Source organism: Pseudomonas knackmussii B13 (genome assembly GCF_000689415.1).
Classification (GTDB): domain Bacteria; phylum Pseudomonadota; class Gammaproteobacteria; order Pseudomonadales; family Pseudomonadaceae; genus Pseudomonas; species Pseudomonas knackmussii.
In genome coordinates this window covers 2877673-2900360 of sequence record NZ_HG322950.1, presented here as the reverse complement: position 1 = coordinate 2900360, position 22688 = coordinate 2877673, and the positions used below count along the sequence as shown (strand labels likewise).

21 protein-coding genes are annotated in these 22688 nt (G+C 68.1%); 8 read left to right on the top strand and 13 right to left on the bottom strand.

The window, feature by feature from the left end; translation table 11 throughout:
• Positions 1–189 precede the first annotated feature (189 nt).
• From PKB_RS13680 to PKB_RS29870, 6 genes are all read right to left on the bottom strand, one after another.
• Positions 190–1968, bottom strand: a complete 1779-nt coding sequence (locus PKB_RS13680) for a methanol/ethanol family PQQ-dependent dehydrogenase (RefSeq protein ID WP_043252514.1) — start codon at positions 1966–1968, stop codon at positions 190–192.
• A gap of 301 nt (positions 1969–2269) precedes the next feature.
• A complete protein-coding gene (locus PKB_RS13675; protein ID WP_043252512.1) occupies positions 2270–3199 on the bottom strand; it encodes a quinoprotein relay system zinc metallohydrolase 1 in 930 nt (309 codons plus the stop codon).
• A 27-nt stretch (positions 3200–3226) separates the two neighbouring features.
• Positions 3227–3973, bottom strand: coding sequence for a quinoprotein dehydrogenase-associated SoxYZ-like carrier (locus PKB_RS13670; protein WP_043252510.1), 747 nt, complete (start codon positions 3971–3973; stop codon positions 3227–3229).
• A 16-nt stretch (positions 3974–3989) separates the two neighbouring features.
• Positions 3990–4883 (bottom strand): substrate-binding periplasmic protein, encoded by an 894-nt coding sequence (locus PKB_RS13665; RefSeq protein WP_043252509.1) that lies wholly within the window; start codon positions 4881–4883, stop codon positions 3990–3992.
• Positions 4884–4890: 7 nt separating this feature from the next.
• Positions 4891–5328 carry a cytochrome c-550 PedF gene (pedF, locus tag PKB_RS13660; protein WP_043252507.1) on the bottom strand — a complete coding sequence of 146 codons (438 nt, stop codon included), beginning with the start codon at positions 5326–5328 and terminating at the stop codon, positions 4891–4893.
• Between the two features lie 221 nt (positions 5329–5549).
• The gene (locus PKB_RS29870) at positions 5550–5690 is read right to left on the bottom strand and encodes a hypothetical protein (protein WP_167333367.1); all 141 of its coding nucleotides are present in this window, start codon (positions 5688–5690) and stop codon (positions 5550–5552) included.
• 160 nt (positions 5691–5850) lie between these two features.
• Here PKB_RS29870 and PKB_RS13655 point away from each other — a divergent pair, with 160 nt between their 5' ends.
• The 7 genes from PKB_RS13655 (at position 5851) to PKB_RS13625 (ending at position 11838) form a co-directional block, all read left to right on the top strand.
• The gene (locus tag PKB_RS13655) at positions 5851–7056 is read left to right on the top strand and encodes an ABC transporter substrate-binding protein (protein ID WP_043252505.1); all 1206 of its coding nucleotides are present in this window, start codon (positions 5851–5853) and stop codon (positions 7054–7056) included.
• Positions 7057–7077: 21 nt separating this feature from the next.
• Positions 7078–8061 (top strand): YVTN family beta-propeller repeat protein, encoded by a 984-nt coding sequence (locus PKB_RS13650; protein ID WP_236658390.1) that lies wholly within the window; start codon positions 7078–7080, stop codon positions 8059–8061.
• Positions 8058–8789: an ABC transporter ATP-binding protein gene (locus tag PKB_RS13645; protein ID WP_043252503.1), complete on the top strand. Its 732-nt coding sequence runs from the start codon at positions 8058–8060 to the stop codon at positions 8787–8789. Before PKB_RS13650 ends, PKB_RS13645 begins: the two co-directional genes overlap by 4 nt.
• Complete coding sequence (locus tag PKB_RS13640) at positions 8786–9601, top strand: ABC transporter permease (protein ID WP_043252501.1); 816 nt, start codon at positions 8786–8788, stop codon at positions 9599–9601. Before PKB_RS13645 ends, PKB_RS13640 begins: the two co-directional genes overlap by 4 nt.
• 104 nt (positions 9602–9705) lie before the next feature.
• Complete coding sequence (locus PKB_RS13635; RefSeq protein WP_043252499.1) at positions 9706–10257, top strand: PQQ-dependent catabolism-associated CXXCW motif protein; 552 nt, start codon at positions 9706–9708, stop codon at positions 10255–10257.
• A 45-nt stretch (positions 10258–10302) separates the two neighbouring features.
• Positions 10303–10968, top strand: a complete 666-nt coding sequence (gene agmR / locus PKB_RS13630; RefSeq protein WP_043252498.1) for a response regulator AgmR — start codon at positions 10303–10305, stop codon at positions 10966–10968.
• Positions 10969–10977: 9 nt separating this feature from the next.
• The gene (locus tag PKB_RS13625) at positions 10978–11838 is read left to right on the top strand and encodes a DMT family transporter (protein ID WP_043252496.1); all 861 of its coding nucleotides are present in this window, start codon (positions 10978–10980) and stop codon (positions 11836–11838) included.
• A gap of 219 nt (positions 11839–12057) precedes the next feature.
• Here PKB_RS13625 and nahK read toward each other — a convergent pair whose 3' ends face one another.
• From nahK to PKB_RS13600, 5 genes are all read right to left on the bottom strand, one after another.
• The gene (nahK, locus tag PKB_RS13620) at positions 12058–14694 is read right to left on the bottom strand and encodes a hybrid sensor histidine kinase/response regulator NahK/ErcS' (RefSeq protein ID WP_084166635.1); all 2637 of its coding nucleotides are present in this window, start codon (positions 14692–14694) and stop codon (positions 12058–12060) included.
• The gene (gene nosP / locus PKB_RS13615) at positions 14624–15787 is read right to left on the bottom strand and encodes a nitric oxide-sensing protein NosP (protein ID WP_043252493.1); all 1164 of its coding nucleotides are present in this window, start codon (positions 15785–15787) and stop codon (positions 14624–14626) included. The genes nahK and nosP overlap by 71 nt, the downstream gene beginning before the upstream one ends.
• 199 nt (positions 15788–15986) lie before the next feature.
• Positions 15987–17177 (bottom strand): porin, encoded by a 1191-nt coding sequence (locus PKB_RS13610; protein WP_043252491.1) that lies wholly within the window; start codon positions 17175–17177, stop codon positions 15987–15989.
• A 290-nt stretch (positions 17178–17467) separates the two neighbouring features.
• Positions 17468–19765: a pyrroloquinoline quinone biosynthesis protein PqqF gene (gene pqqF / locus PKB_RS13605; RefSeq protein WP_043252490.1), complete on the bottom strand. Its 2298-nt coding sequence runs from the start codon at positions 19763–19765 to the stop codon at positions 17468–17470.
• Positions 19766–20062: 297 nt separating this feature from the next.
• Complete coding sequence (locus tag PKB_RS13600) at positions 20063–20530, bottom strand: aminoacyl-tRNA deacylase (RefSeq protein ID WP_043252488.1); 468 nt, start codon at positions 20528–20530, stop codon at positions 20063–20065.
• A 275-nt stretch (positions 20531–20805) separates the two neighbouring features.
• Between PKB_RS13600 and PKB_RS13595 the strand changes: the two genes are divergently transcribed.
• Positions 20806–21363, top strand: coding sequence for a phosphoribosyltransferase family protein (locus PKB_RS13595; RefSeq protein ID WP_043252485.1), 558 nt, complete (start codon positions 20806–20808; stop codon positions 21361–21363).
• Here the strand turns inward: PKB_RS13595 and PKB_RS13590 are convergent.
• On the bottom strand, positions 21348–21998 hold the full coding sequence (locus tag PKB_RS13590; protein WP_043252483.1) for a dienelactone hydrolase family protein: 651 nt from the start codon (positions 21996–21998) through the stop codon (positions 21348–21350). The genes PKB_RS13595 and PKB_RS13590 overlap by 16 nt on opposite strands.
• On the bottom strand, positions 21995–22687 hold the full coding sequence (locus PKB_RS13585) for a phosphoribosyltransferase (RefSeq protein WP_043252481.1): 693 nt from the start codon (positions 22685–22687) through the stop codon (positions 21995–21997). The genes PKB_RS13590 and PKB_RS13585 overlap by 4 nt, the downstream gene beginning before the upstream one ends.
• Between the last annotated feature and the right edge of the window lies 1 nt (position 22688).

Sequence of the window (22688 nt, the reverse complement as noted above, 5' to 3'; positions counted from 1 at the left end):
AGCTCTCCTGTGGCATCCCGGCGCACCAAGGCCGGGCCATGCCGCGATCTTAGGCAGCGCCCTGCCCTGCCCGACATTCGTCCATGGGAGCGAGGGCTTACTCATTTGGTAGTAGATGCCGGGCCCCTACGAAGATAGAAAAGCAAAAGGCCGGCACTCTGGCCGGCCCTTGCTTGGCTCACGCGTCGATCAGCGCTTGGCCACCTGGTCCTTCGGCAGCTTGAAGGTCCAGATCATGCCGCCCTGGTCGAGGTCCTTGATGCGCTTGGCCACCTCGCCGCCCCACAGCGGCACCGCGCCGCCCCAGCCGGAGAGCACGCTGACGTACTGCTCGCCGTCCATCTCCCAGGTGATCGGCGAGCCGATCACGCCCGAGCCGGTGTTGAACTCGTAGAGTTTCTTGCCGGTCTTGGCGTCGAAGGCCATCAGGTAGCCCTCCGGGTTGCCGGTGAACACCAGGTTGCCGTGGGTCGCCAGCACGCCGCCCCACAGCGGCGCGTAGTTCTCGTAGCGCCAGACCTGCTTGCCGGTCTTCGGATCGATGGCGCGCAGCACGCCGATGTACTTCTCGTTCAGCGGCTTGATGGTGAAGCCGGCGCCCAGGTAGGCCGCGCCCTTCTTGTAGGTGACGTTCTCGTTCCACATGTCCATGCCCCACTCGTTGGACGGCACGTAGAACAGACCGGTGTCCTGGCTATAGGCCATGGGCATCCAGTTCTTGCCGCCGAGGAAGGACGGCGCGACGAACACCGAGGTGCCCTTGGCGTCGGCGCCCGGCGCGCCCGGACGGTGGGCGTCGTCGTAGATCGGCCGGCCATCCTTGTCCAGGCCCTTGGCCCAGGTGACCTTGTCGACGAAGGGGAAGCCGCGCAGGAATTTGCCGTTGGTGCGGTCGAGCACGTAGAAGAAGCCGTTGCGGTCGGCGGTGGCCGCCGCCTTGATGGTCTTGCCGCCGTCCTTGTAGTCGAAGGACACCAGCTCGTTGACGCCGTCGAAGTCCCAGCCGTCGTGCGGGGTGGTCTGGAAGTGCCACTTGATCGAGCCGTCTTCCGGGTTCAGCGCCAGGCGCGAGGAGGAGAACAGGTTGTCGCCCGGACGCAGGTGCGAGTTCCACGGCGAGGGGTTGCCGGTGCCGATGAACAGCGAATCGGTGCTCGGGTCGTAGTAGCCGCCCAGCCGGGGCGCGGCGCCGCCGGTCTTCCACAGGTCGCCCGGCCAGGTCTTGCCCGCCTCGCCGCCGGAAATGCCGTTCTCGATGGCCTTGCCGTCCTTGTAGACGTAGCCCATGTGGCCTTCGACGGTCGGACGCGACCAGAGCAGGTTGCCGTTGGTGGGGTCGTAGGCCTCGATCTTGCCGACCACGCCGAACTCGCCGCCGGCCACGCCGGTGATCAGCTTGCCCTTGGCGATCAGCGGCGCCGCAGAGATGGAATAGCCTTCCTTGTAGTCGGCCACGGTCTTCTTCCACACCACCTTGCCGGTGTCCTTGTTCAGCGCCACCAGCTTGGCGTCGAGGGTGCCGAAGATCACCAGGTCGCCGTACAGGGCCACACCCCGGTTGATCACGTCACAGCAGGGCATGATCGCGTCGGGCAGGCGCGCGTCGTACTCCCAGAGCTTGCGGCCGGTGTGCGCGTCGGCGGCGAACACCCGCGAGTAGGAAGCGCTGACGTACATCACCCCGTCCTTCACCAGCGGCTGCGCCTGCTGGCCGCGCTGCTTCTCGCCACCGAAGGACAGCGCCCACACCGGGCGCAGTTCCTTGACGTTGTCGCTGTTGAGCACCTTCAGCGGGCTGAACCGCTGGCCCTGCTGGTTCATGCCGTTGACCACGACCTGGTCGGTGCGCTTGGCGCTGTCGGAAATGTCCTGGTCGGTGACCCCGGCGCGGGCCCCCAGGCTGGCCAGGGCCAGTGCGGCGAAGAGCGCGGTACGCGCGAAGGATGGGGTGGGACCTGCTTGTCTCATGGCGGCGACCTCTGCGGGTTTGTTGTTGTACCCGGGACGTTTTCCCGGTCTGCCGCAAATTCTTCGCCGCCCCGCCGGGGCCGCCTATTGACCGCTTTATCGAATTCTCTAGTTCCTTGGTAGCAATACCGAGCCGCTCTTTTTCGTGATTCGCGGGCAGGCGGCGGATAACCCCTTCGGGGTTATTCGCCCTACTGGAGGAGACGGGTTCGGGTTCTTCGTAGGAGCGAGCTTGCTCGCGAATGGGGCTGGGTTCGCGAGCAAGCTCGCTCCTACAGGGAAAGCGAATACCACGTTCCAGTCACTGCCCGTCGATGCGCGGCAGCGCCTGCCGTTCGTAGCGCGGGTAGAGGTGACTGATGCTGCGGATCAGTTCATAGCGGGTCAGGCTGATACCGGCGAAGCGCTCGGGGATCGGGGTGCGCAGCAGGTCGTTCATGTCCGCGCCTTGGCGAGTGCCCTCGCGCATCACCGTGTCGAGCCAGCCCAGGTAGTCACGCATCTGGGCGAAGGGCGCGGCGTCGCTGGCAACCGGACCATGACCAGGCACGATGAGCTTCCACGGCAGCGCCTGCAGGGTGTCGAGATCGGCCAGCCATACGTCCAGGCCGGGACTGTTCGGTGTGGTCAGGGCGCGCTGGTAGAACACCAGGTCGCCGGCGAACAGCACGCCGGTGGTCTCGTCGAGGATCGCCAGGTCGGCGCCGGTATGGCCGCGCAGGCCGAGCAGACGCAGGCGGTGCGTGCCCAGCTGTAGGGTGCCCGGCTCCACCACCTGGTCCGGAAGCCGCACTTCGGTGCCGCGCATCCAGTCGCCGACCAGGCGGTACATGTTTTCCGCCATGGCGTTGCCCTGTTCCTTCAGCAGCTTGGCGGTGCCGGCCAGCGCGCCTATGGGCACGTCGGCGAAGGCCTGGTTGCCGAGCACGTGGTCCGGGTGATGGTGGGTCAGCAGCACTCGCTTCACTGGTTTGCCGGTGGTCTGCGCGATCACCCGACGCAATGCTTCGCCGTAGCGTTTCGACGGGCCGGTATCGATCACCAGCACGCCGTCGCCGGTGTCGATGAAGGCGACGTTGACGATATTGCCGCCGTTTTCCTTGGCGAAGTTGCCGGTGGAGCCCTCCATCAGCCAGGTGTCGGCGGCGATCAGCCGGGGCTGCAGCCGGTATTCCAGGTCGGCGAATACCTGCGTGCAAAGCAGCAGGAGAAAGATCAGCAGGTAACGCATGGACACCTCGCCAGCGCAACGGCCGCGCTACAGCCCGGCCTCGAACTCATTGCCGTTGTTGTCGTGCAGGAACAACCGCGCGTGCGGATGGCCGCGCAGGAGGAAGCTGAAGCTGGGGTTCTCGCTGAGCGCCGGGAACAGTTCCAGGCGCGCCAGGACCTCGCCTTCTGGCGTACGCAGCTCGGCGTGGTCGAGGTAGAACGGCGGGATGCCGGCGACCAGGCCGTTGTCCATCGGGTGCTCGACGGTCAGGCGCAGCCGCGTATCCGGGCCTCGGGAAAACTGCCCGCCGCGCACCTGGCCGAGGCGGTCTTCCCAGCCCGGTTGCGCGCGCACCACGCTGGGCGCCGTGCAGCCGCCGCCGGCGGCATCGACCCAGGCCGAACCGACGTGCCATACAGCGTCTTCACCCCGCAGCGCGGCGCGGATCGGCGTGGCCTGCTCGATGCGGATGCGCACCGCCAGCCAGGCTTCCAGGTCCTGGCCCGGATAGAGCGTCAGCACGTGGGGAATGGGATTGAGCTCGGCCCACAGCAGCAGGCGCTCGAACCGCCCCGGCAGTTGCCGCGCGTCCACCTCCACTGGCACCTGCCGCGAATCCTCGGCGAACGGCGGCACGCCCAGCTTCACCCGCTCGTCGAAGACGAAGGGCTCGCCGCCGAGCAGGCGCTTGTGGTGGTAATCCCACATCACCGAGGGCAGCGGATCGCCCTCTACCGCTACCGCCAGCAGCGGCAGGCCACACAGGCCGAACAGCAGCGTTCGTCGGTGCATCGCGCCTCCCTGGGCTTCATTGCGTGTCCTGGTAGAACTCCGGCAGTTCGTAGCGCAAGCCGTAGCCGGCATAGAGCTTCTCCAGCTCGCCGCTATGGACCAGGTCCTCCAACTCGCCGTCGATGGCGTTGGACAACTGGCGGTTGCTCTCGTGGACCGCCATGCCGATGTCCCAGGCCGGCTCGCCGAGGTTCGGATAGGTGTTCTCGGCGTTCTTCAACTGCTCGTCATGGGCCTGGGCGCGCATCCAGTCCAGCTCGCCGCGCAGGGCCATGACCGCGTCCACCTTGCCGGCGCGCATGGCGTCGAAGGCTTCCTGGGTACTGGGGAAGTGCACGGTCATGGCGCTGAGCTGCCCGCCCAGCACCGAGCCGAGGTAGAACGACGGCACGCTGTCCAGCTCGACGCCGATGCGGTGCTCGCGAAACGCCGCGATGCTGCTCACCTGCGGCAAGCGCCGGGCGTCATGGACCACCTGCCAGCGCTCGCGCTGGTAAGGACCGAACATCACCACCTGAGCGTTCGCCAGCTCGCCGACGTCGTTGCGCTTGTTGGAGTAGTTGCGGTCGTAAGGCACCCGCAGCATCAGGTCGGCGACCACACCCGGACGCAGGTAGTGCCCCTTCCAGATGAAGTTGCGCAGGTCGTCGTCCAGGCTTTCGCCGGGCACCATCCAGAGGAACTCGGCGCGCAGGCCGAGCCCCTCGGCCAGGCGCTTCGCCAGGTCGACGTCGACCCCGCGCGGCTGCCCGTCCTGCTGGAAGCTGTAGGGTGGGAACTTGTCGTACACGGCGACCCGGAGCACACCCGAGGCGACCATATCGTCGTAGGGCCGGACCTTGGCCTGGGCCTGCCCCAGCCACAGGAGCGGCAGCAGGAGCAGGCAGCACAGCAGACGGGGCAGGCGCATGGCGGCATCACTCGTCGACGTGGACGCTTTCCAGGTAGCTGCGGATGGCCCACAGACCTTCCTGGCTGATGTAGTCGGCCATCTTCGGCATGTACACGGCGCCGTCGCGTACCGCGCCGTTGATTACCCGCTCCTTGAACCATTCGTCGCCATCGGCGCCCAGGTCCAGCTTGCGCAGGTCGGGGGCGATGCCGCCGGACTTGGCTTCCAGGCCGTGGCAGCGGGCGCAGTTCTGGGTGTAGGCCGAGGCGCCGATCTCCACCGCCAGCTTGTGGTTGGCGTAGGGCTCGCGGTAGGGGTTGGTGTCGCGCCATTGCGTGCCCAGCGGTTCGAGTCCCTTGGTGTCGACCGCTTGCGGGGTCACGTTGCCATGCGCCAGGACCAGCGCCGAGGCGCCCAGGCCAGCCAGGAGCATCAGACCGCGAAAGGAGTTCTTGTTGTTCATTACTTCATTCCTCTGAGGGGAAAGGACAAGGCACGCGCACTGCTTGGCGCTCGTCGACCATGTTAGGAACGGCGGCCTGGGCCTCGAATGCTGCTTTGGGTGTTGCCGCCTACTCCCTTGGTACTAGGGCGGCGGTAGCCCCGCACGGAAAACGCCCAGGCATGGCGAGCGCGGCGCGCCCGCCCGGGGCGCGACAAGGGAGGGATACGCAGGCGATGGACTCAGGGCGCGACGCGGCAGGGCTGGCCCGGGGCGCAGGCGACCGGCGGGTTTGCCCGGCCGTTCAATTCGTAGAAGAAATCGAAGCCGAGCAGGCTGAGGATCAGCAGCAGGGGAAGAGCCAGGGTGACGACGATACGCATGGCGGCGGTTCCTGTTTTCCTTGTTGTTGTGCCGCCATCCTAGGGCGCGCGCTCGCCCGGCCAACTACTACCTTGGTAGCGCCTCAACGGTACTTTCTGCATATTTCCCGCGCCTTGGCGGCGTTCCTATGCTGGCGACACAAGAACAACGGAGTCGCCCATGCGCCAGTTCGCCTTGCACGGCGTGGCCTACCTGCTGGCCGTAGCCTGCGCCGCCCTGCTCAGCCTCGACGCCCGCGCCGACGACACCCCGGTGGCCCTCGAAGTGCGCGTCGGCTACCTCGGCTACACGCCCGACCCTGGCCCGCTGCTGTCGAACATCATCCCCGAGCCGAGCGACGCCGGCCTGCGCGGCGCGGAGCTTGCGATCGACGACAGCAACACCACCGGGCGTTTCCTCAAGCACCACTACAGCCTGGTTTCGGCCGTCGCCAAGGACCCGCAGGCGCTGCTGGACGAAGCGCGCAAGCAGCACGACCAGGGCCTGCGCCTGTTCGTGGTCAACGCCCCGGCCGACAGCCTGCGCCAGCTCGCCGCCGCGCTGCCGGACAGCCTGCTGTTCAATGCCGGCGCCGCCGACGACGAGCTGCGCACCGACAAGTGCCCGCTCAACGTGCTGCAGACCCTGCCCAGCCGCCTGATGCTGACCGACGCCCTGACCCAGTTCCTGGTGCTGCGCAAGTGGACGCGCTGGCTGCTGGTGGTCGGCCAGCGCCCCGAAGACAAGGCTTACGCCGCCGCGCTGCGCCAGTCGGCCAAGCGTTTCGGCGCGAAGATCGTCGAGGAAAAGGCCTTCACCTTCGCCAATGATCAACGCCGCAGCGCCCAGGCGGACATGCCGCTGTTCACCCAGAGCGGCGACGACTACGACGTCGTGCTGGTGGCCGACGAGCACGGTGACTTCGGCGAGTACGTGCCCTTCAACACCTGGCTCCCGCGCCCGGTGGCCGGCACCCAGGGGCTGGTCGCCACGGGCTGGCACAAGACCGTCGAGACCTTCGGCGCGGCACAGTTGCAGAAGCGCTTCGAGGAACACGCCAAGCGCTGGATGAACGACCGCGACTTCGCCGCCTGGGTCGCCGTGCGCAGCGTGGCCAGTGCGGTGACGCGCCTGCGCAACGCCGAGCCGATGGCGATCCGCGCCCTGGCCCTGTCGCCCGACCTGCCGCTGGACGGTTTCAAGGGCTATCGGCTCAGCTACCGCCCCTGGGACGGCCAGCTGCGCCAGCCCATCGAACTGGTGCAGCCGCGCGCGCTGGTCAGCACCTCGCCGCAGGAAGGCTTCCTGCACCCCGACAGCGAACTCGACAGCCTCGGACTGGATGCGCCGGAAAGCCAGTGCCACCTCGCCGACGCCAAGCCCTGACCGCCCATGAGGACCCCGCCCATGCTCCCTTCCGCCCTGCCCCGCCTGCTGGCTGTTTCCTTGCTTGGCGCCGCGCTCTGTCAGACACCGCCGGCGTTCGCTGCCAAGGCCTATGTGTCCAACGAGAAGGACAACAACCTCAGCGTCATCGACCTCGACAGCATGACCGTCACCGGCACCCTGCCCACCGGCAAGCGCCCGCGCGGCCTGGTGCTGTCCCATGACGGCAAGCTGCTGTACATCTGCGCCAGCGACTCCGACACCGTGCAGGTGATGGACCTGGCGAGCGGCAAGATCGTCAAGCAGTTGCCCTCCGGCGCCGACCCCGAGCAGTTCGCGCTGCACCCCAACGACCGCTGGCTGTACATCTCCAACGAAGACGACGCGCTGGTCACCGTGGTGGATACGCAGACCGCCAAGGTGCTCGGCCAGATCAACGTCGGCGTCGAGCCCGAAGGCATGGCAGTGAGCCCCGACGGCAAGTGGGCGGTGAACACCAGCGAGACCACCAACATGCTGCACTGGATCGACACCGCCACGCAGACGCTGGTGGACAGCACCCTGGTCGACCAGCGCCCGCGCCATGTCGAATTCAACAAGGACGGCAGCCAGGTCTGGGCCTCCGCGGAAATCGGCGGCACGGTGAGCGTGGTCGACGTGGCCAGCCGCAAGATCCTCAAGACCCTGCGCTTCGCCATCAAGGGCGTGCATCCGGACAAGATCCAGCCGGTCGGGGTCGCACTGACCCGCGACGGCAAGTACGCGTTCGTCGCCCTCGGCCCGGCCAACCACGTGGCGGTCGTGGATGCGAAGACCTTCGAGGTGCTCGACTACCTGCTGGTTGGCCGGCGCGTGTGGCACCTGGCGTTCACTCCGGACGAGAAGCAGCTGCTGGCCACCAACGGCGTGAGCGGCGACGTCTCGGTGATCGACGTCGACTCGCTCAAGGTCACCCGCTCGATCAAGGTCGGACGCTACCCCTGGGGCGTGGTGGTGACGCCATGAACGCGCTGACCGTAAGTGGCCTGGGATTCGCCTACGGCGCGCGGCAAGCGCTGGACGCCATCGACTTCACCCTGCCGGCCGGGCGCTTCGCCGCCCTGCTCGGCCCCAACGGCGCCGGCAAGTCAACCCTGATCGCCCTGCTCACCCGCCTGTACGACCTGCAGCAGGGCGAGATCGAGGTCGGCGGCTGCAGCCTGCAGCGGCAGCCGCGCCTGGCGCTGCGCCAGCTCGGCGTGGTGTTCCAGCAGAGCACCCTGGACCTGGACCTGAGCATCGAGCAGAACCTGCGCTACCACGCCGCCCTGCACGGCCTCCCGCGCAGCGTGGCGAACGAACGGATCGACAGCGAGCTGGCGCGCCAGCACTTGCAGGAGCGCCGCCGCGACAAGGTGCGCACGCTCAACGGCGGGCATCGCCGGCGTGTCGAGATCGCCCGCGCGTTGTTGCATCGTCCGCGCCTGCTGCTGCTCGACGAGGCCAGCGTCGGCCTCGACCCTGCGGCACGCATGGCGCTCAACGTACACGTGCGCCAACTCTGCCGCGACGAAGGCCTGGCGGTGCTCTGGACCACCCACCTGCTGGACGAGGTGCACAGCGAGGACCAGTTGCTGGTGCTCGACCGTGGTCGCCTGGTAGCCCAGGGCGAAGCGGCGAGCATCAGCGCCCAGGACGGTGGCGACCTGCCCCGCGCATTCGCCCGCCTGACCCGAATGGAGGCCTGCGCATGAACGCCAAGGTCCCCGCCTTCGGTCCCGGCGCCTACTGGCAATGCCTGCGCGGCATCGTGGTGCGCGAGTGGCTGCGCTTCGTCCTGCAGCGCTCACGCTTCCTCAGTGCGCTGGTGCGCCCGCTGCTCTGGCTGCTGGTGTTCGCCGCCGGTTTCCGCGCCGCGCTGGGCATCTCGATCATCGAGCCGTACGACACCTACGTGACCTACGAGACGTACATAGTCCCCGGCCTGTGCTGCATGATCCTGCTGTTCAATGGCATGCAGGGCTCGCTGTCGATGGTCTACGACCGCGAGATGGGCAGCATGCGCGTGTTGCTGACCAGCCCGTTGCCGCGTGCCTACCTGCTCGCCAGCAAGCTGCTGGCGACTGCGCTGGTGTCGCTGCTGCAGGTCTACGCGTTCCTCGCCATCGCCTGGCTCTACGGCGTGCAGCCACCGCCCTGGGGCCTGCTCACGGCCCTGCCGGCGCTGCTGCTGGCGGCCCTGCTGCTCAGCGCCCTCGGCCTGCTGCTGTCCAACGGCATCCGCCAGCTGGAGAACTTCGCCGGGGTGATGAATTTCGTGATCTTCCCGCTGTTCTTCCTGTCCTCGGCGCTCTATCCGCTGTGGAAGATGCGCGAGGCCAGCCTGGGGCTGTACTGGCTGTGCGCGCTCAACCCGTTCAGCCACGCGGTGGAACTGGTCCGCTTTGCGCTGTACGAGCGGCTGAACCCATTGGCCCTGGGCGTCTGCCTGGGCCTCACGCTGCTTTTCGCGAGCCTCGCTGTGGCCAGCTTCAATCCGCAGCACGCCGCGCTGCGCAAGGGGTGAAATCTCCTACTTTGGTACTGGTTTTCCCCTCTCAACGTCGAATTTCCAAAGCAGCGCGCCTGCCTTGTAATGGCGGCTACAAGAATAAATATCGAGATGCCACCATGCCTCGCCTTGCCACTGCCCTGCCAAGCGCGCTGCTGGGCCTGTACCTGCTCGGCACCCCCGCCGCGCACGCCGACGGCCCGCTGTTCTCCAGCGACGGCTACCGCGTGGACCGCTACCGCAGCCCGACTCCGGCCAGCGCCGAACACGCCACCACCCTCGACACCGCCGCCCTGCGCGCGCTGCTGGCGCGCGAACCGCGCACCCGGCTGGTGGACGTCTACCGGCGCACCTGGCTCAACGGCCGGTTCGTCGCCACCGAGGAACACCGCAACCTCCCCGGCAGCCTGTGGCTGGCGAACACCGGCGACGGCCACCTGAGCCCTCCCTGGCAGGCCTATTTCCGCGACAACCTGCAGCGCCTGACCGACGGTGACGCGACCCGTCCGCTGGTGTTCTACTGCCGCTCCGACTGCTGGGCGAGCTGGAATGCGGTGCGTCGCGCCCACGCGCTGGGCTATTCAAATCTCTACTGGTACCGTGACGGTATCGATGCCTGGGAACAGGCCGGACTACCCTTGCAGGAAGCCCAGCCGCACCCGTTCCCCTGACTCCCCCCACGTGCCGCCCATAACGACAACAACGAGGTGAAGGCCATGTACAAGATCCTGATCGCCGACGATCACCCGCTGTTCCGCGAGGCGATCCACAACGTCATCTCCGACGGCTTCCCCGGCAGCGAAGTGATGGAGACGGCCGACCTCGACAGCGCCCTGGGCCTGACCCAGGAGCACGACGACCTCGACCTGATCCTGCTCGACCTGAACATGCCCGGCATGCACGGTCTGAGCGGCCTGATGAACCTGCGCAACGAGGCGCCGACCATTCCGGTGGTTATCGTTTCCGCCGAGCAGGACAAGCAAGTGGTGCTGCAAGCCATCACCTACGGCGCCGTCGGCTTCATCACCAAGTCTTCGCCGCGCGCGCAGATGACCGAGGCCATCGAGCAGATCCTCAACGGCAACGTCTACCTGCCCTCGGACATCATCCGCACGCAGAAGAGCTCGCCCCGCCGCAGCCAGCACGAAGAGCACGGCATCCCGCCGGAGCTGCTGCAGGCGCTGACGCGCAAGCAGCTGCTGGTGCTGGAGCGCATGACCAAGGGCGAGTCGAACAAACAGATCGCCTACAACCTCGAGATCGCCGAAACCACCGTGAAGGCCCACGTCTCGGCGATCCTGCGCAAACTCAACGTGCATAACCGCGTGCAGGCGATCCTGAGCGCGAGCGACATCGACTTCACCGCCTACCTGCGTCGCTGAGGAGGGCCCATGCCCGCCAAGCGGACCCTGTTGCTGACGGCGCTGGCGATGCTGGCCTTCGCCGGTAATTCGCTGCTCTGCCGCCTGGCCCTGAAGGCTACCCAGCTCGACGCGGTGAGTTTCACCGGCATCCGCATCCTCTCCGGCGCGCTCATGCTCGGCCTGCTGCTGCGCCTGCGCGGACATGCCGCCCAGGCTGGCGGCAATTGGCGCGCGGCGGCGGCGCTGTTCGTCTATGCCGCCGCTTTCTCATATGCCTACGTGCAACTGGATGCCGGCACCGGCGCGCTGCTGCTGTTCGGCGCCGTACAGGTGACCATGCTGGTGGTCGGCCTGCTGCGCGGTGAACGCCTGGCCAACCAGGCCCTGCTCGGCTTCGCCCTGGCCCTCGGCGGCCTGCTGGTGCAGCTGCTGCCGAGCGCCGGTGCGCCGCCGTTGCTGGGCGCCCTGTTGATGCTGCTGGCGGGCGTCGCCTGGGGGTTCTATTCGCTGCTGGGGCGCAACGCGGGCGATCCACTGGCGGCCACCACGGGCAACTTCCTGCGGGCCATCGCCTTCGCCGCCCTGCTCGCCCTGATCTTCCATGACCGCCTGCAGGCCGACCTGCCGGGGCTGGCCTACGCGGTGCTTTCCGGCGCCGTCACCTCGGGCATCGGCTATGCCATCTGGTACGCCGCGTTGCCAGGGCTTTCAGCGATCCAGGCCGCCTCGGTGCAACTCAGCGTGCCCGTGCTGGCAGCGCTGTCCGGCGCCCTGATGCTCGGCGAGCACATCAGCCTGCGCCTGCTGCTGGTATCGCTCGCCGTGCTCGGCGGCATCGCCCTGATCCTCCGCGCCAAGGTCCGCACGCCGGTCGCACAGCGCGCCTGAACGCCCCCGTCCTTGCATTCGCGTAGCGCCCCTCCCTCTCCCCAACCCTCTCCCTGAATTGAGAGGGGGCTGTCCGGCGCGGTCGGAATGGTTGGCGTCATCCTGTAGGAGCGCGCCATGCGCGCGATCGCGGACAAGGTCCGCTCCTACAGGTGTTCATAACACCGGGTGCGGGTCCGATTACCGCGAATGGCTGACGATCAGCCCCGGCGCCTCAGCTCACGCGCCCCGCTCCATCAGATGGCACAGCGCGGTCTTCAGCTTCATCGGCCGCACCGGCTTGTGCATCAGCGTGTGGCCCAGGTCGCGGACCTGTTGCTTGAGTTCGTTGCTGTAGTTGGCGGTGATCATCAGCGCCGGCAGCGGCGTGCCGCGCCGGGCGTTGATCGAGGCCACCGCATCCACGCCGTTGCAGCCGTCGTCCAGGTGGTAGTCGACGATCAGCAGGTCGGACTCGGCGTGGAAGTTGTCCACCTGGCGCGCCAGGTCTTCCTCCGACCGCGCCGTCACCACCCGGCAGCCCCAGGCCTCCAGCAGCGTGCGCATGCCGGCGCAGATGGCCGCGTCATTGTCCAGCACCCACACCCGCGAGCCCTGCAGGCGCTCCACCAGGCGCTCGGTCTGCGGCACCGGCTCCGGTCGCGCGCGCGGCATGCTTCGCGCCAGCGGCACTTCGATGGCAAAGCGTGAGCCCTTGCCCGGCACCGACGCGACCTGGATGCGGTGGCCCAGCATGCGCGCGATCTTTTCGACGATGGCCAGGCCCAGCCCCAGCCCGCGGTCCTGGTGGGAGCGCTGGCTGTCGCCGCGCTTGAACTCCTGGAAGATCTCGCCGAGCTTCTCGGCGGCGATCCCGGTGCCGGTGTCCCAGACCTCCAGGGACAGGGTATGGCGACGCCGCCGGCAGCCCAGCAGGACGCGCCCCTCGGGGGTGTAGCGGATGGCGTTCGACAGCAGGTTGCGCAGTATCCGCGCGAGCAACTGCGGGTCGCTGCGCACCTGCGCGTCGCAAGCCACGAAGTCCAGGCGCAGGCCCTCGCTGGCGGCCACCTGGCGGTACTCGGCGGCGAGGTTGTCCAGCAGGTCGCTGATCGCGAAGGACGTGATGTCCGGCTTGATGACCCCGGCGTCCAGCTTGGAGATGTCTACCAGGGTGCCCAGCAGGTTCTCCACGTCTTCCAGCGAATGGCTGATGTTGCGCACCAGCCCGCCGCTGCCGACGGCGTCGCGCTCCTGCAGTGCGCTGGTGAACAGCCGCGCGGCGTTCAGCGGCTGCAGCAGGTCGTGGCTGACCGCGGCGAGGAACTTGGTCTTCGACAGGTTTGCCTGCTCGGCCTCGCGCTTGGCCTCGCGCAGGCGCGCCTCGACCTGACTGCGCTCGTCGATCTCGCGCTTGAGCTGATCGTTCAGGCTGGTCAGCTCGGCGGTGCGCTCGCGCACCCGCTGTTCGAGGTTCTGGTAGGCCTGGTGCAGCGCCTCGGCGGTGCGCCGGCGCTCGGTGATGTCGCGGATCAGCACGAACAGCCCCACGACCTGGCCGTCGGCCTGGCGATTGGGCACGTAGGAGCGCTGCATGTAGCGCTCCTGGCCGGACAGGTTGGTTTCGGCGATCTCGAAGGTGACGCTCTCGCCGGACAGCGCCCGCTCGAAATACGGCTCCAGGCGCTGACAATGTTCGGCGCTGTGCACGTCACGCAGGTTGCGGCCGAGCATCGAACCGCTGGGCCAGCGGTACCACTGTTCGTAGACCTTGTTGGTGAACTCGTAGACCAGCTCGGCGTTCAGGTAGGCGATCAGCGCCGGCACCTGGTCGGTGATCAGGCGGATCCAGCGCTCGCTCTCGCGCAACGCCTCGGCGTGGCGGTAGCCCTCGGTGATGTCGGTAAAGGTGTTGACGAAGCCGCCGGTGGGCAGCGCGTGGGTGCGGATCTCCAGCATGCGGCCATCGAACAGGCGCTGCTCCAGGACGCCCAGCGGCGCGCCATCGGCGCCACGGCTGCGCGGGGTGAGCAACGGCAGGCCGCTCTCGACCATCACGTCGGCGAAAGGCCGGTGCGCACCTATCGGCGCCAGTCCGCAGAGTTCCAGGAAACGTCGGTTCCACAGCTCCAGCGTACCCTCGGCGCCGACCATGGCCACGCCCTGGGACAGGTTGTCCACGGCGCGCTGCAGCAGGTGCGACTTCTGCGCCACCGCCTGCTCGCGGCGCGCGGTCTCGCTCTGCTTGATCTCGGTGATGTCGGTGTAGAGCACCACCAGGCCGCCATCGCGCGTCGGCCGTTCGCTCATGCGCAGCCAGCGCTCGTCGCGCAGGCGATAGAGCGTGTGCTGCTCGTCGGCGCTGTGCTGCTCCTCGACGAACAGCCCGCTGCTCTGCGCCAGGCGCCGCACCTCCGCCAGCCGCGTACCCGGGCAAAGGCGCGCGCGGGTCGGCGCCCAGAGCGCGCGGAAGCGCTCGTTGAACAGCAGGATGCGTTGCTGCGGATCGAACAGCACGAAGGCGTCGGAAATGCTCTCGATGGCCTCGAGCAGGTGCTGGTGCGCGGTTTCCGCGCGTTGCCGGGCGTCGCTGAGCAACTGGTTGCTGGACTTCAGTTCGACCATCGCCTGGCTCAGCGCATCGGTACGCTCGCGTACCTGCTCGGCGAGCACCACCGAATGCTGAAAGAAGCCGTAGGCGCCATCGCCGCCGGAGGGGTTGGATTCGACTCGCTCGATCAGCGCGGCGTTGATGCGCTGCAGCTTGCGCTTGTCGCGCTCCAGCTCGTCGATGCGCGCCTGCAGCTCAGCGAGCGATTCCACCGTGGGGGCGTCCAATGGCGACCCCGGTAAAGGTCTGGTTGATGTGCATGCCATTGAATTGTTCCCCGTAGGTGTTGAAGCCGATGACCTGCTGGCTGCGAAGGAACTCGGAAGTCGCCGCGGTATCGCCGGCGACCTCGAGCTCCAGCCGACGCAGGAAGCAGTCGCAGCCTATGGTCAGCAAGGGCGGGCCCAGGCGTTCATGCAGGCGGCGGAACTGCGCCTGCAGATTCGGCAGCAGCGGTCCGGTGCTCATGGCAGTGAGGACGATTCCCGTCTCCACCGCGCAGTAGAAGGTCAGGCTGAGGTCGTCGTGGACCTGCTGGATCGAGCGCACGTAGTACTGGTCCTTGATGCGCACGGCCAGCGGATGCGCGGAGAACAGCTCGAAGCTCAGCCTCTCCGGCGGCACGCCGATCAGCCGTGCGTACTCCAGTGCCGCCGGTTCGGCATTGAGCTCCAGCACGCGGCGGCTGGCGCTGTCGGCGCGGGTCACCACCAGCTTCTCGCCGCGCGGCACCACGTGGTGGGTGGTGAAGACCTCGAAGTCGAGCCAGGTGTTGAACAGCAGCACCACCGCCGCGCCTGTATGGAACTGGCCCCGGTAATAGACGTGGGTGTGGGTCAGGTGGTTGTCGTCACCGGCCGAGCCGCCGAAGTGCGGGATCGCCCCGAGCGCCGCGCTGAGCGCCGCCAGCACTACCTCTTCGCGGCTGGACAGGCCGTCGAGCAGGGTCAGGGCGAAGCTGTGGTCCTTGATCGGCGCCAGTTCGGCGCTGCGGCAGCCGGCTACCAGCGACTCGACCATCTGTTGCGCGTCGATCAGGCTGAAGCGCTCCATCTCGTCGATCAGCGCGCTGGACACGACGAAACTGCGCACGTCGAAGCCCACGGCGCTGACACAGCCGCGCCCGTAGCCTTGCGGCGTGATCTCCCCGGCCGTGGTGCAGCCGACCAGTTCGATGCCGCCGAAATACTGTTCCAGGGCGGCCGCCAGCGCCGTCAGGTCGTATTCGGCCGAACAGAAGAACAGGACGAACCCCAGGTGCGGATGGATCAGCTGGCGCGCCAGGTCCTGGGCCACCGCCTCCGCCTCGCGGGCGCTGGACATGCCCCTGACGACACCTTCTCCCTGCCCTTGCTGCATAAACTTGCCCCGACCGCGGATTCGTCACGCCTGAATCATACGAAGGCGCCAGGCGTGGCCCCATGCTACTTGGGTCGTGCCGGGCTCCTCCGAAGGTAGGAGGTGCCGCGCCTGCGCCTCCCGGCCGCAGCACGGCCAAAAAAAACGGCGGGAGCCATGCAGGCCTTCCCGCCGAAAATGGAGCCAAAGGAGTCGGGAGTTACCAGTTGAGCACCGCGCCCAGGGCCAGGGTGTCGGTGTCCTCGCTCAGGGTCGAGCCGTCGCGGCCGTCGATCTGGTAGAGGTTGTACTCGGCGACCAGCTTGAGGTTGTCGTTGATGGTGCGGAAATAGGCGATGCCCTTGGTCGAGTAGTCGGCCGGCGTGCCCAGGCCATTGCCGTCGTCCTCGGTCTTGCCGGCGGACAGCGCCAGGCGGTTCTTGCCCCAGCTGTACGAGCCCTGCAGCAGCACGCCGCGGCTGTCGACATTGCGCAGCGCGGCTTCGCCGGCATTGTTGGTGAAGAACGGGTTGATGCCCTTGGCGGCGAACCCCGAACCGGTCAGCGAGAAACCGCCGAACTTCGCCTGCACCCCATAGCCGAGCCCCTTCGAGGTGACGTCCTCGACCTGGTCGTTGGTGTTCTTCGAGGTCTGGTAGGCACCGTTGACCCAGCTGTAGATCTGCGCGCCGGACAGGTCGAACTGGTAGCTCACCTCGCTCTCGTAGCGCGGGTTGTCCTGGTAGGCCTTGTCGTCCAGGCCGTTGCTGGCGTCCTTGTCGATCTGGTTGGTGTCGATGGGGTCCATCAGGCCCACGGCGATGCGCAGGCCATCCACCAGGTTGTTGTTGCGGTAGGTGATCTGCGAGGTCGGGAACGGGTACGGGTAGCCGGTGCCGATGTTGCCGAAGGACACACCCTTGCCATCCACCAGGCCCAGGGTGTCGCTGGCGTTGCCGAAGCCGGCGAGCAGTTCGTCGAGGAAGATGTTGGAACGCGCGAACAGGCCGAAGTCCTTGCCGATCAGCACCTCGCCCCAGTCGCTGGCCACGGTGCCGTAGAACTGCCGCACGTCGATGGCGGTGCTGGTGCCGTCCTGCTCGCCGTCGTTGATGGTGACCCAGAACGAGGAGCGGCCGCCAAGGGTGAGGTCATCGACCTTCTTGCCGAAGTTGAAGCCGATGTAGTTGGGCAGGAAACCCATCTTCACCCGCGACTGGCGGCGGTCCAGGGTCTCGCCCTCGCGGTTCACGTCGCTGTTGACGTAGAAGGTGTTGAAGTAGCCGTCCGTGGAGAAGGTCGTGTCGTCCTTGTCGTACAGCTTGATGTCGGCGAAGGCCGGCTGCAGGCAACCCAGCATGCCCAGGGACAGGGGCAGGAAAAGGCGAACGGCGGTGTTGTTCTTGTTCATGGCGCACTCCGCAGGGATGAATGACCGGTGGGCCGGTCGAGGCGGAGGCGATTATCGAAACGCGGCGGCGGCGACCATACGCTGCCTTGGGCGCGATTCTGCGCTGCTTGCGCCGGGGGCCCCGGCGCGCTGCGGCAGTCCATGACACTCCCGCGACCACGGGCTCGGCGCCTTGGTCGCGGCGGTAGCGGCACCTTGGCAGCATGGCCGGCGGGGCCGAACGAAAGTCGCAGGCATGCCGACCGGAGCACGAGGCCCCGGGTAGCGGTACGAACGCAGGGAAAGGAGGGTCAGGCGTCGCTGGCGAGCAGGCACCAGCCGCCCTGCTCGCTCAGCAGTTCGGCATGGGCGGCGAGCAGATCGGCGCGGCTCAGGCGGCCCGCGACCTCGGAGAGTGCCTGGGCGTGGCCGTCATCGACGCCGGCGAGTTGATCAGCCCAGGTCGGGCCACTTGGCGCCAAGCAGCTGGCCAGCGCTTCGGCGAGCACTCGCAGGGTGCTGTCGGCGAGCTCGTGCAAGGTTTTCGCAGCGCCCTGGAGAAAGGCTTCAAGGTGACCGAGCAATTCGTCGGGGGCGCAATGGGGCGATTGCACGGCGAAGAGGATGCCGCGCCAGCCAGCCACTTGGCGAAAACCGCAGAACAGCGCATAGCCCAGATTCAGTTCGCTGCGCAGCCGGCGGTAGAAGTCTGTCTCGAGCGCCCGCGCGAGCAACCGCCAGGCCGCCTCGCAGGTCACGCTCCGGTCCGGTAGCGGGCAGAACAGCAGCAAGGCCGCCTCCCCCTCGCCCGCCACCCTGTGCCAGTGACGGCCCGCGTGGAGCGGCGGCGGCAACAGCGGGCAGGTCGCAGGCTCGCCAAGGCTGGCCGCCGACTCGGGCGGCGCCACGCCCAGCGCGAGCGCATCCCAGCGGGCGGCCGCCCAGTCGGGCTCCACCTTGCCCGGCCCGGCCAGGATCGACGGCAACGCCTCGAGCAAGCGGCGAATGGGAAGGTCCGAGGCCGACCGCTCCCGCGCCAGCAGGCGCAATCCCTGATTGGCGAAGGCAGCGCCCGGCTGACGCAAGATCGGCAGCGCCTGCTCCAGGATGCCGGGCAGGCGATCGCCCGGCCCTGCGACGGTCAGCGTCCAGTCGCAGCCCTCTTCATCGATGCGCAGGTTCACGCCCTGCAAGCGCGACAATCCTGCCAGTGCGCGCAAGGCGCGGCGCCGCACGAGGAAGTGGCTGCGACAGGGACGCTCGGCGAAGCGCCAGCGCATGTGCAGACGCCCGTCGGCCTGCTCGCTCGCCGGCTCGGGCATGACGAAGCGCCACGCCCCGTCTACCGGTGGCGGCTCCACAACCGGCAGGCGACCGATCACCAGGGCGAAACCGGACACCTGGGTGGAGACACCTTCGGCATCCGCTGAAACCAGCAGGCGAATGCGCGGAGCGACGAGCATCGCGGGCAGCAACGGCGATGAAAGCGGCGCCGGCAAACCACGGGCTCGCTCACGCAATTGCTCCATGGGCTCCAGGCGGTCGAGGCCGACGAGCGGCAGGCGCGCAGCGCGAACCGGCTCGGGGCACGCCTGAAGCGCCGCCAGCCAGTCGTTGAAGGCCGCTTCGACGGCCGCTTCGCAGCCCTCCTCCGCCAACTCGAAAGTCACGGCCAACAGCGCGTCCGTTGCCCCGCGAAAAACCACGCGGAGCGTCGCGCAGTCGCACAACCCACGCTCACCCAAATCCGCCATCAGGCCGCCGGGCGCCTCGTCGGCGAGAAGATCGCCCAGCACGTCGAGGGTCTGCTCGGCGGCAGGATTCAGCGCGTCGACGACGAGCCCCAGCACCAGGCGGGGTGCGCCCGGCAGGCGAAGACTCAGGTTCTCGTCGGTCAGCGGCACTAGCGATGGCGGCAGTTCCTGCATGGACGCCGGGCGCTGCGGCCATCCGCCGAAGTGCGCTTCGGCCAGCGCCTGCAACTCGTCCAGGTCCTGCGGCCCCTGCAGCCAGAGCGTCAGGTTGGCGGGTTGGTAGTAGCGCTTGTGGAATTGCCATAACGCCTGCTGGAAGGCAGCCTCCTCCACCGGCAGGCTGGAGCGGCGACCGGCGACGAAGCGCCGAATCGGATGGTCACTGGCCACCGCCGTGGCCAGGGCGGCGTCGATCAGGGTCGTGCTGTCCGTCGAGCGGGCGTGGTACTCCGCATCGAGCACCTCGCGCTCGCTGCGTTGGGCGGCGGGATCGAGCAGCGGCCTGTCCAGCATGTCGAACAGCCGGGCCAGGCCGTCGCCCAGGCAAGCGCCGGGCACTTCGAAGTGGTAGTCCGTATGGCGCGCCTGGGTGCTGGCATTCACCCGGCCGCCCCGCGCCTGCAGCCAGGGCATCAGGCGCTCGCCATCGAGGTACTCGCGACCGCCGAGGAACGCCAGGTGCTCGAGGAAGTGCGCAAGCCCCGGATACGCCGGCGGTTCGTCGTGGCTGCCGGCGGCGACCCGCACCAGGGTCGCCGCGCGGTCGCTGCGCGGGTCCTCGACAAGGGTGACGGGCATGCCATTGGCCAGTCTGGCATGGCGTGTCCGCGTGGGCGATTGGGCAGGGCTGCTCATGACGTTCTCGCAGTTATCAGCAGCCACGTTACGCAGTCGGCCAGGGAAGGAAATACTTCTTTAGACCCCCTTTTGCCCCACGGCCACGGACCTTTAGGCGCAGAAGCGTCACCAACGCTCGCAGCCGGGCCCGACGAGCCACTCAGTAGCTCATCGCCCCATGGCGGCGCGCCGCTAGCAACGGGAGCGGCCGCCTCGGCCGCAGCAAATCTATCCGGGCGGACGCCAGCCCCCGGATGCCAGAGCGCTCATGCACCACTACTGGCGCCCTGGCGACCCGCTGCCGCCCCCGACAGGCTACTCGCAGAAACGCCCCTGCTTGGCCTCGGGCATCAGGTCGAGGTACTGGCGGCCGCTCATGTGCACCAGGGCGGTGTGGTCGCCGGCTTCGAAATAGATGTCCGGCTGCTCGCCCAGCGACTGGTCGATCAGCGTTTCCAGGCCGAAGACATTGCCCACCGGTGGAATCGCGCCCGGCGCACAGTCGTCGAAGCGCGCGGCGAAATCGCCTTCGCGGGCCAGGCGCCAGTTGCGCCGGGTCAGCTTGTGCACCTTTTGCAGATCGACTTGCCGGGTGGCCGGGATCACCGCCATCAGCCAATGGCCCTGGAAGTCATCGAGGATCACCGGCTTGGCCATCTGCTGCGGCGGAACGCCGGCGCGGCGCGCGGCCTCGCGCGTGGTCATGGTCAGGCTGTGGGGAAGCAGTTCGTAGCGGGATGCATGCTGCGTCAGGCAGCTTTGCAGGCGGTTGGCCATGCTCATGGGACACCTCCGGCGGCTGGGCGCCGACCGCAGATCCCCTGGGTACCGGCGCCGCCGGCATACGGGAAGGGAGCCTCGTGCTCCCCTGCCTGGCATCGGCGCGAGGCCGTTGCCATGTCCTTGCAGTCTAGCCCCGCGCCCGGTCGCCTCGACGGCGAGCCGACCGCCTGCCGCCCGCTGCGCAGCGAGTGGGGGTTAGCCAGGACTAGACTTCCAGGCGACGGACACATCCGCCGCCGTCCGCCCCGCGCGGAGCATGCCAACAGGAGAACAGCATGCCGAACGAAGGCCATCGCCTGTACGACACCACGGAACTCGAAGGCATCCTCGACCGCATGGCGCTGGAAGCGCGGGCACTGCTGCCGGTCGGGCGCAGCGCGCTGGTAGGCATCCTGCGCCGCGGCGAACCGCTAGCCCGACACCTGCAACAACGCCTGCTGGAGCACGACCCCGCGCTGCAGGTCCATGCACTGAAGGTCAAGCGCTACGCCGACGACCTCAGCCTGCTGCACCCGCAGGTGCATCTGGAAGACAACCCGCAGCTTGCCAGCCTGGTGCAGGCCGGCATGACGCTGCTGGTGGTGGACGATGTGCTGTACGAAGGCCATTCGCTGTTGCGCACCTGCGCCTACCTGGCAAGCCTGGGCGCGCAGGATGTTCGCTGCGCGGTGCTGGTGGACCGCCATGCCGCGCACCAGCCGATTCGCGCCGACATCGTCGGCATCCATTTGCAGGTGGCGCCGCGGGATATCGTCGAGTGCCGGGTACCGCCCTACGAGACGACATTCGCCGTGCATGTGCTGCGCCAGGCTGCCGCTCAGCCGGCCAGGTAGCGCACGAACCAGGCGCCGGCCAGGCGGGCCACCTGCTCGAGCGCGCCCGGTTCCTCGAACAGGTGGGTTGCGCCCGGCACCGTCTGCAGGTCGCATTCGCTCCCCAGGCGGCGCAGGCTCTCGCGGTTGGCCTGGACGATGAACGGATCGGCGCCGCCCGCGATCATCAACACTGCCGCGCGCACCTCGCCCAGGACCGCATCGGCCAGGTCGGTTCGCCCTCCTCGGCTAACCACCGCGCGTACCTGGCTCGGCCGTTCCGCCGCAGCGCGCAATGCGGTCGCCGCACCGGTGCTGGCGCCGAACAGCCCGAGCGGCAGGTCGCGCAGCTCGGGCTCGGCCGCAAGCCAGTCGAGCAACGCGAGCAGGCGCCGGGTGAGCAGCTCGATATCGAAGCGCAGTTCGCAGGTCCGATTGTCCAGGCGCTGCTCGGCGACACTGAGCAGGTCGAACAACAAGGTCGCCAGCCCCAGGCCATTGAACTGCGCAGCTACCTGGCAATTGCGCGGGCTCTGTCGGCCACTGCCGCTGCCATGCACGAACACCACCAGGCCCCGGGCCTGCTCCGGCAGCGTCAGGCGCGCCTCCAGCCACTCGCCGTCGAGGGCCAGGCGCAGGTCGCGGTTCGTGTTCATCGCTGTACTCCGGGGTTGCGTCGGGCTTCCTCCTCCCAGGCCGTACGCAGCAGCTCCCGCACCTCGTCATCCTCGGTCTGGGCGAAATCCAGGTACCAGCGGCCGATGGAGGACAACATGCCGGGCACCAGCGGACAGACCACCTCGTCGGCCAGCGCTTCCAGGTCGGCGACGGCCTCCGCAGAGCCCACCGGCGCCGCCACCAGGATGCGAGCCGGCGCCTCCCGGCGCACCGCCTCGACGGCCGCACGCATGGTCGCGCCGGTGGCCAGGCCATCATCCACGAGCAGGACCTGGCGGCCACGGATTGTCGGGCGCGGCCGCTCGCCACGGTAAAGGCCTTCGCGCCGCAGCAGCTCACGCCCTTCGCGCTGGGCGATGCGCTCGAGTTCTTCGTCGGTCACGCCTTCGTAGCGCAGCAGGTCGGGGTTGAGCACCCGCACGCCGCCGCTGGCGATAGCCCCGATGGCCAGCTCCGGTTGCGCCGGCGCACCCAGCTTGCGCACCACCAGTAGGTCCAGCGGCGCCTGCAGGGCGTGGGCGATCTCATAGGCTACCGGTACGCCGCCTCGCGGCAGGGCCAGCACCAGCAGGTCCGTGCGCCCACGCAAGTGGGACAGCGCCTGGGCCAGCCTCAGTCCCGCATCACGCCGGTTGCGCAGGTGGGAATTGAAGTCGCGTGTAGTCATG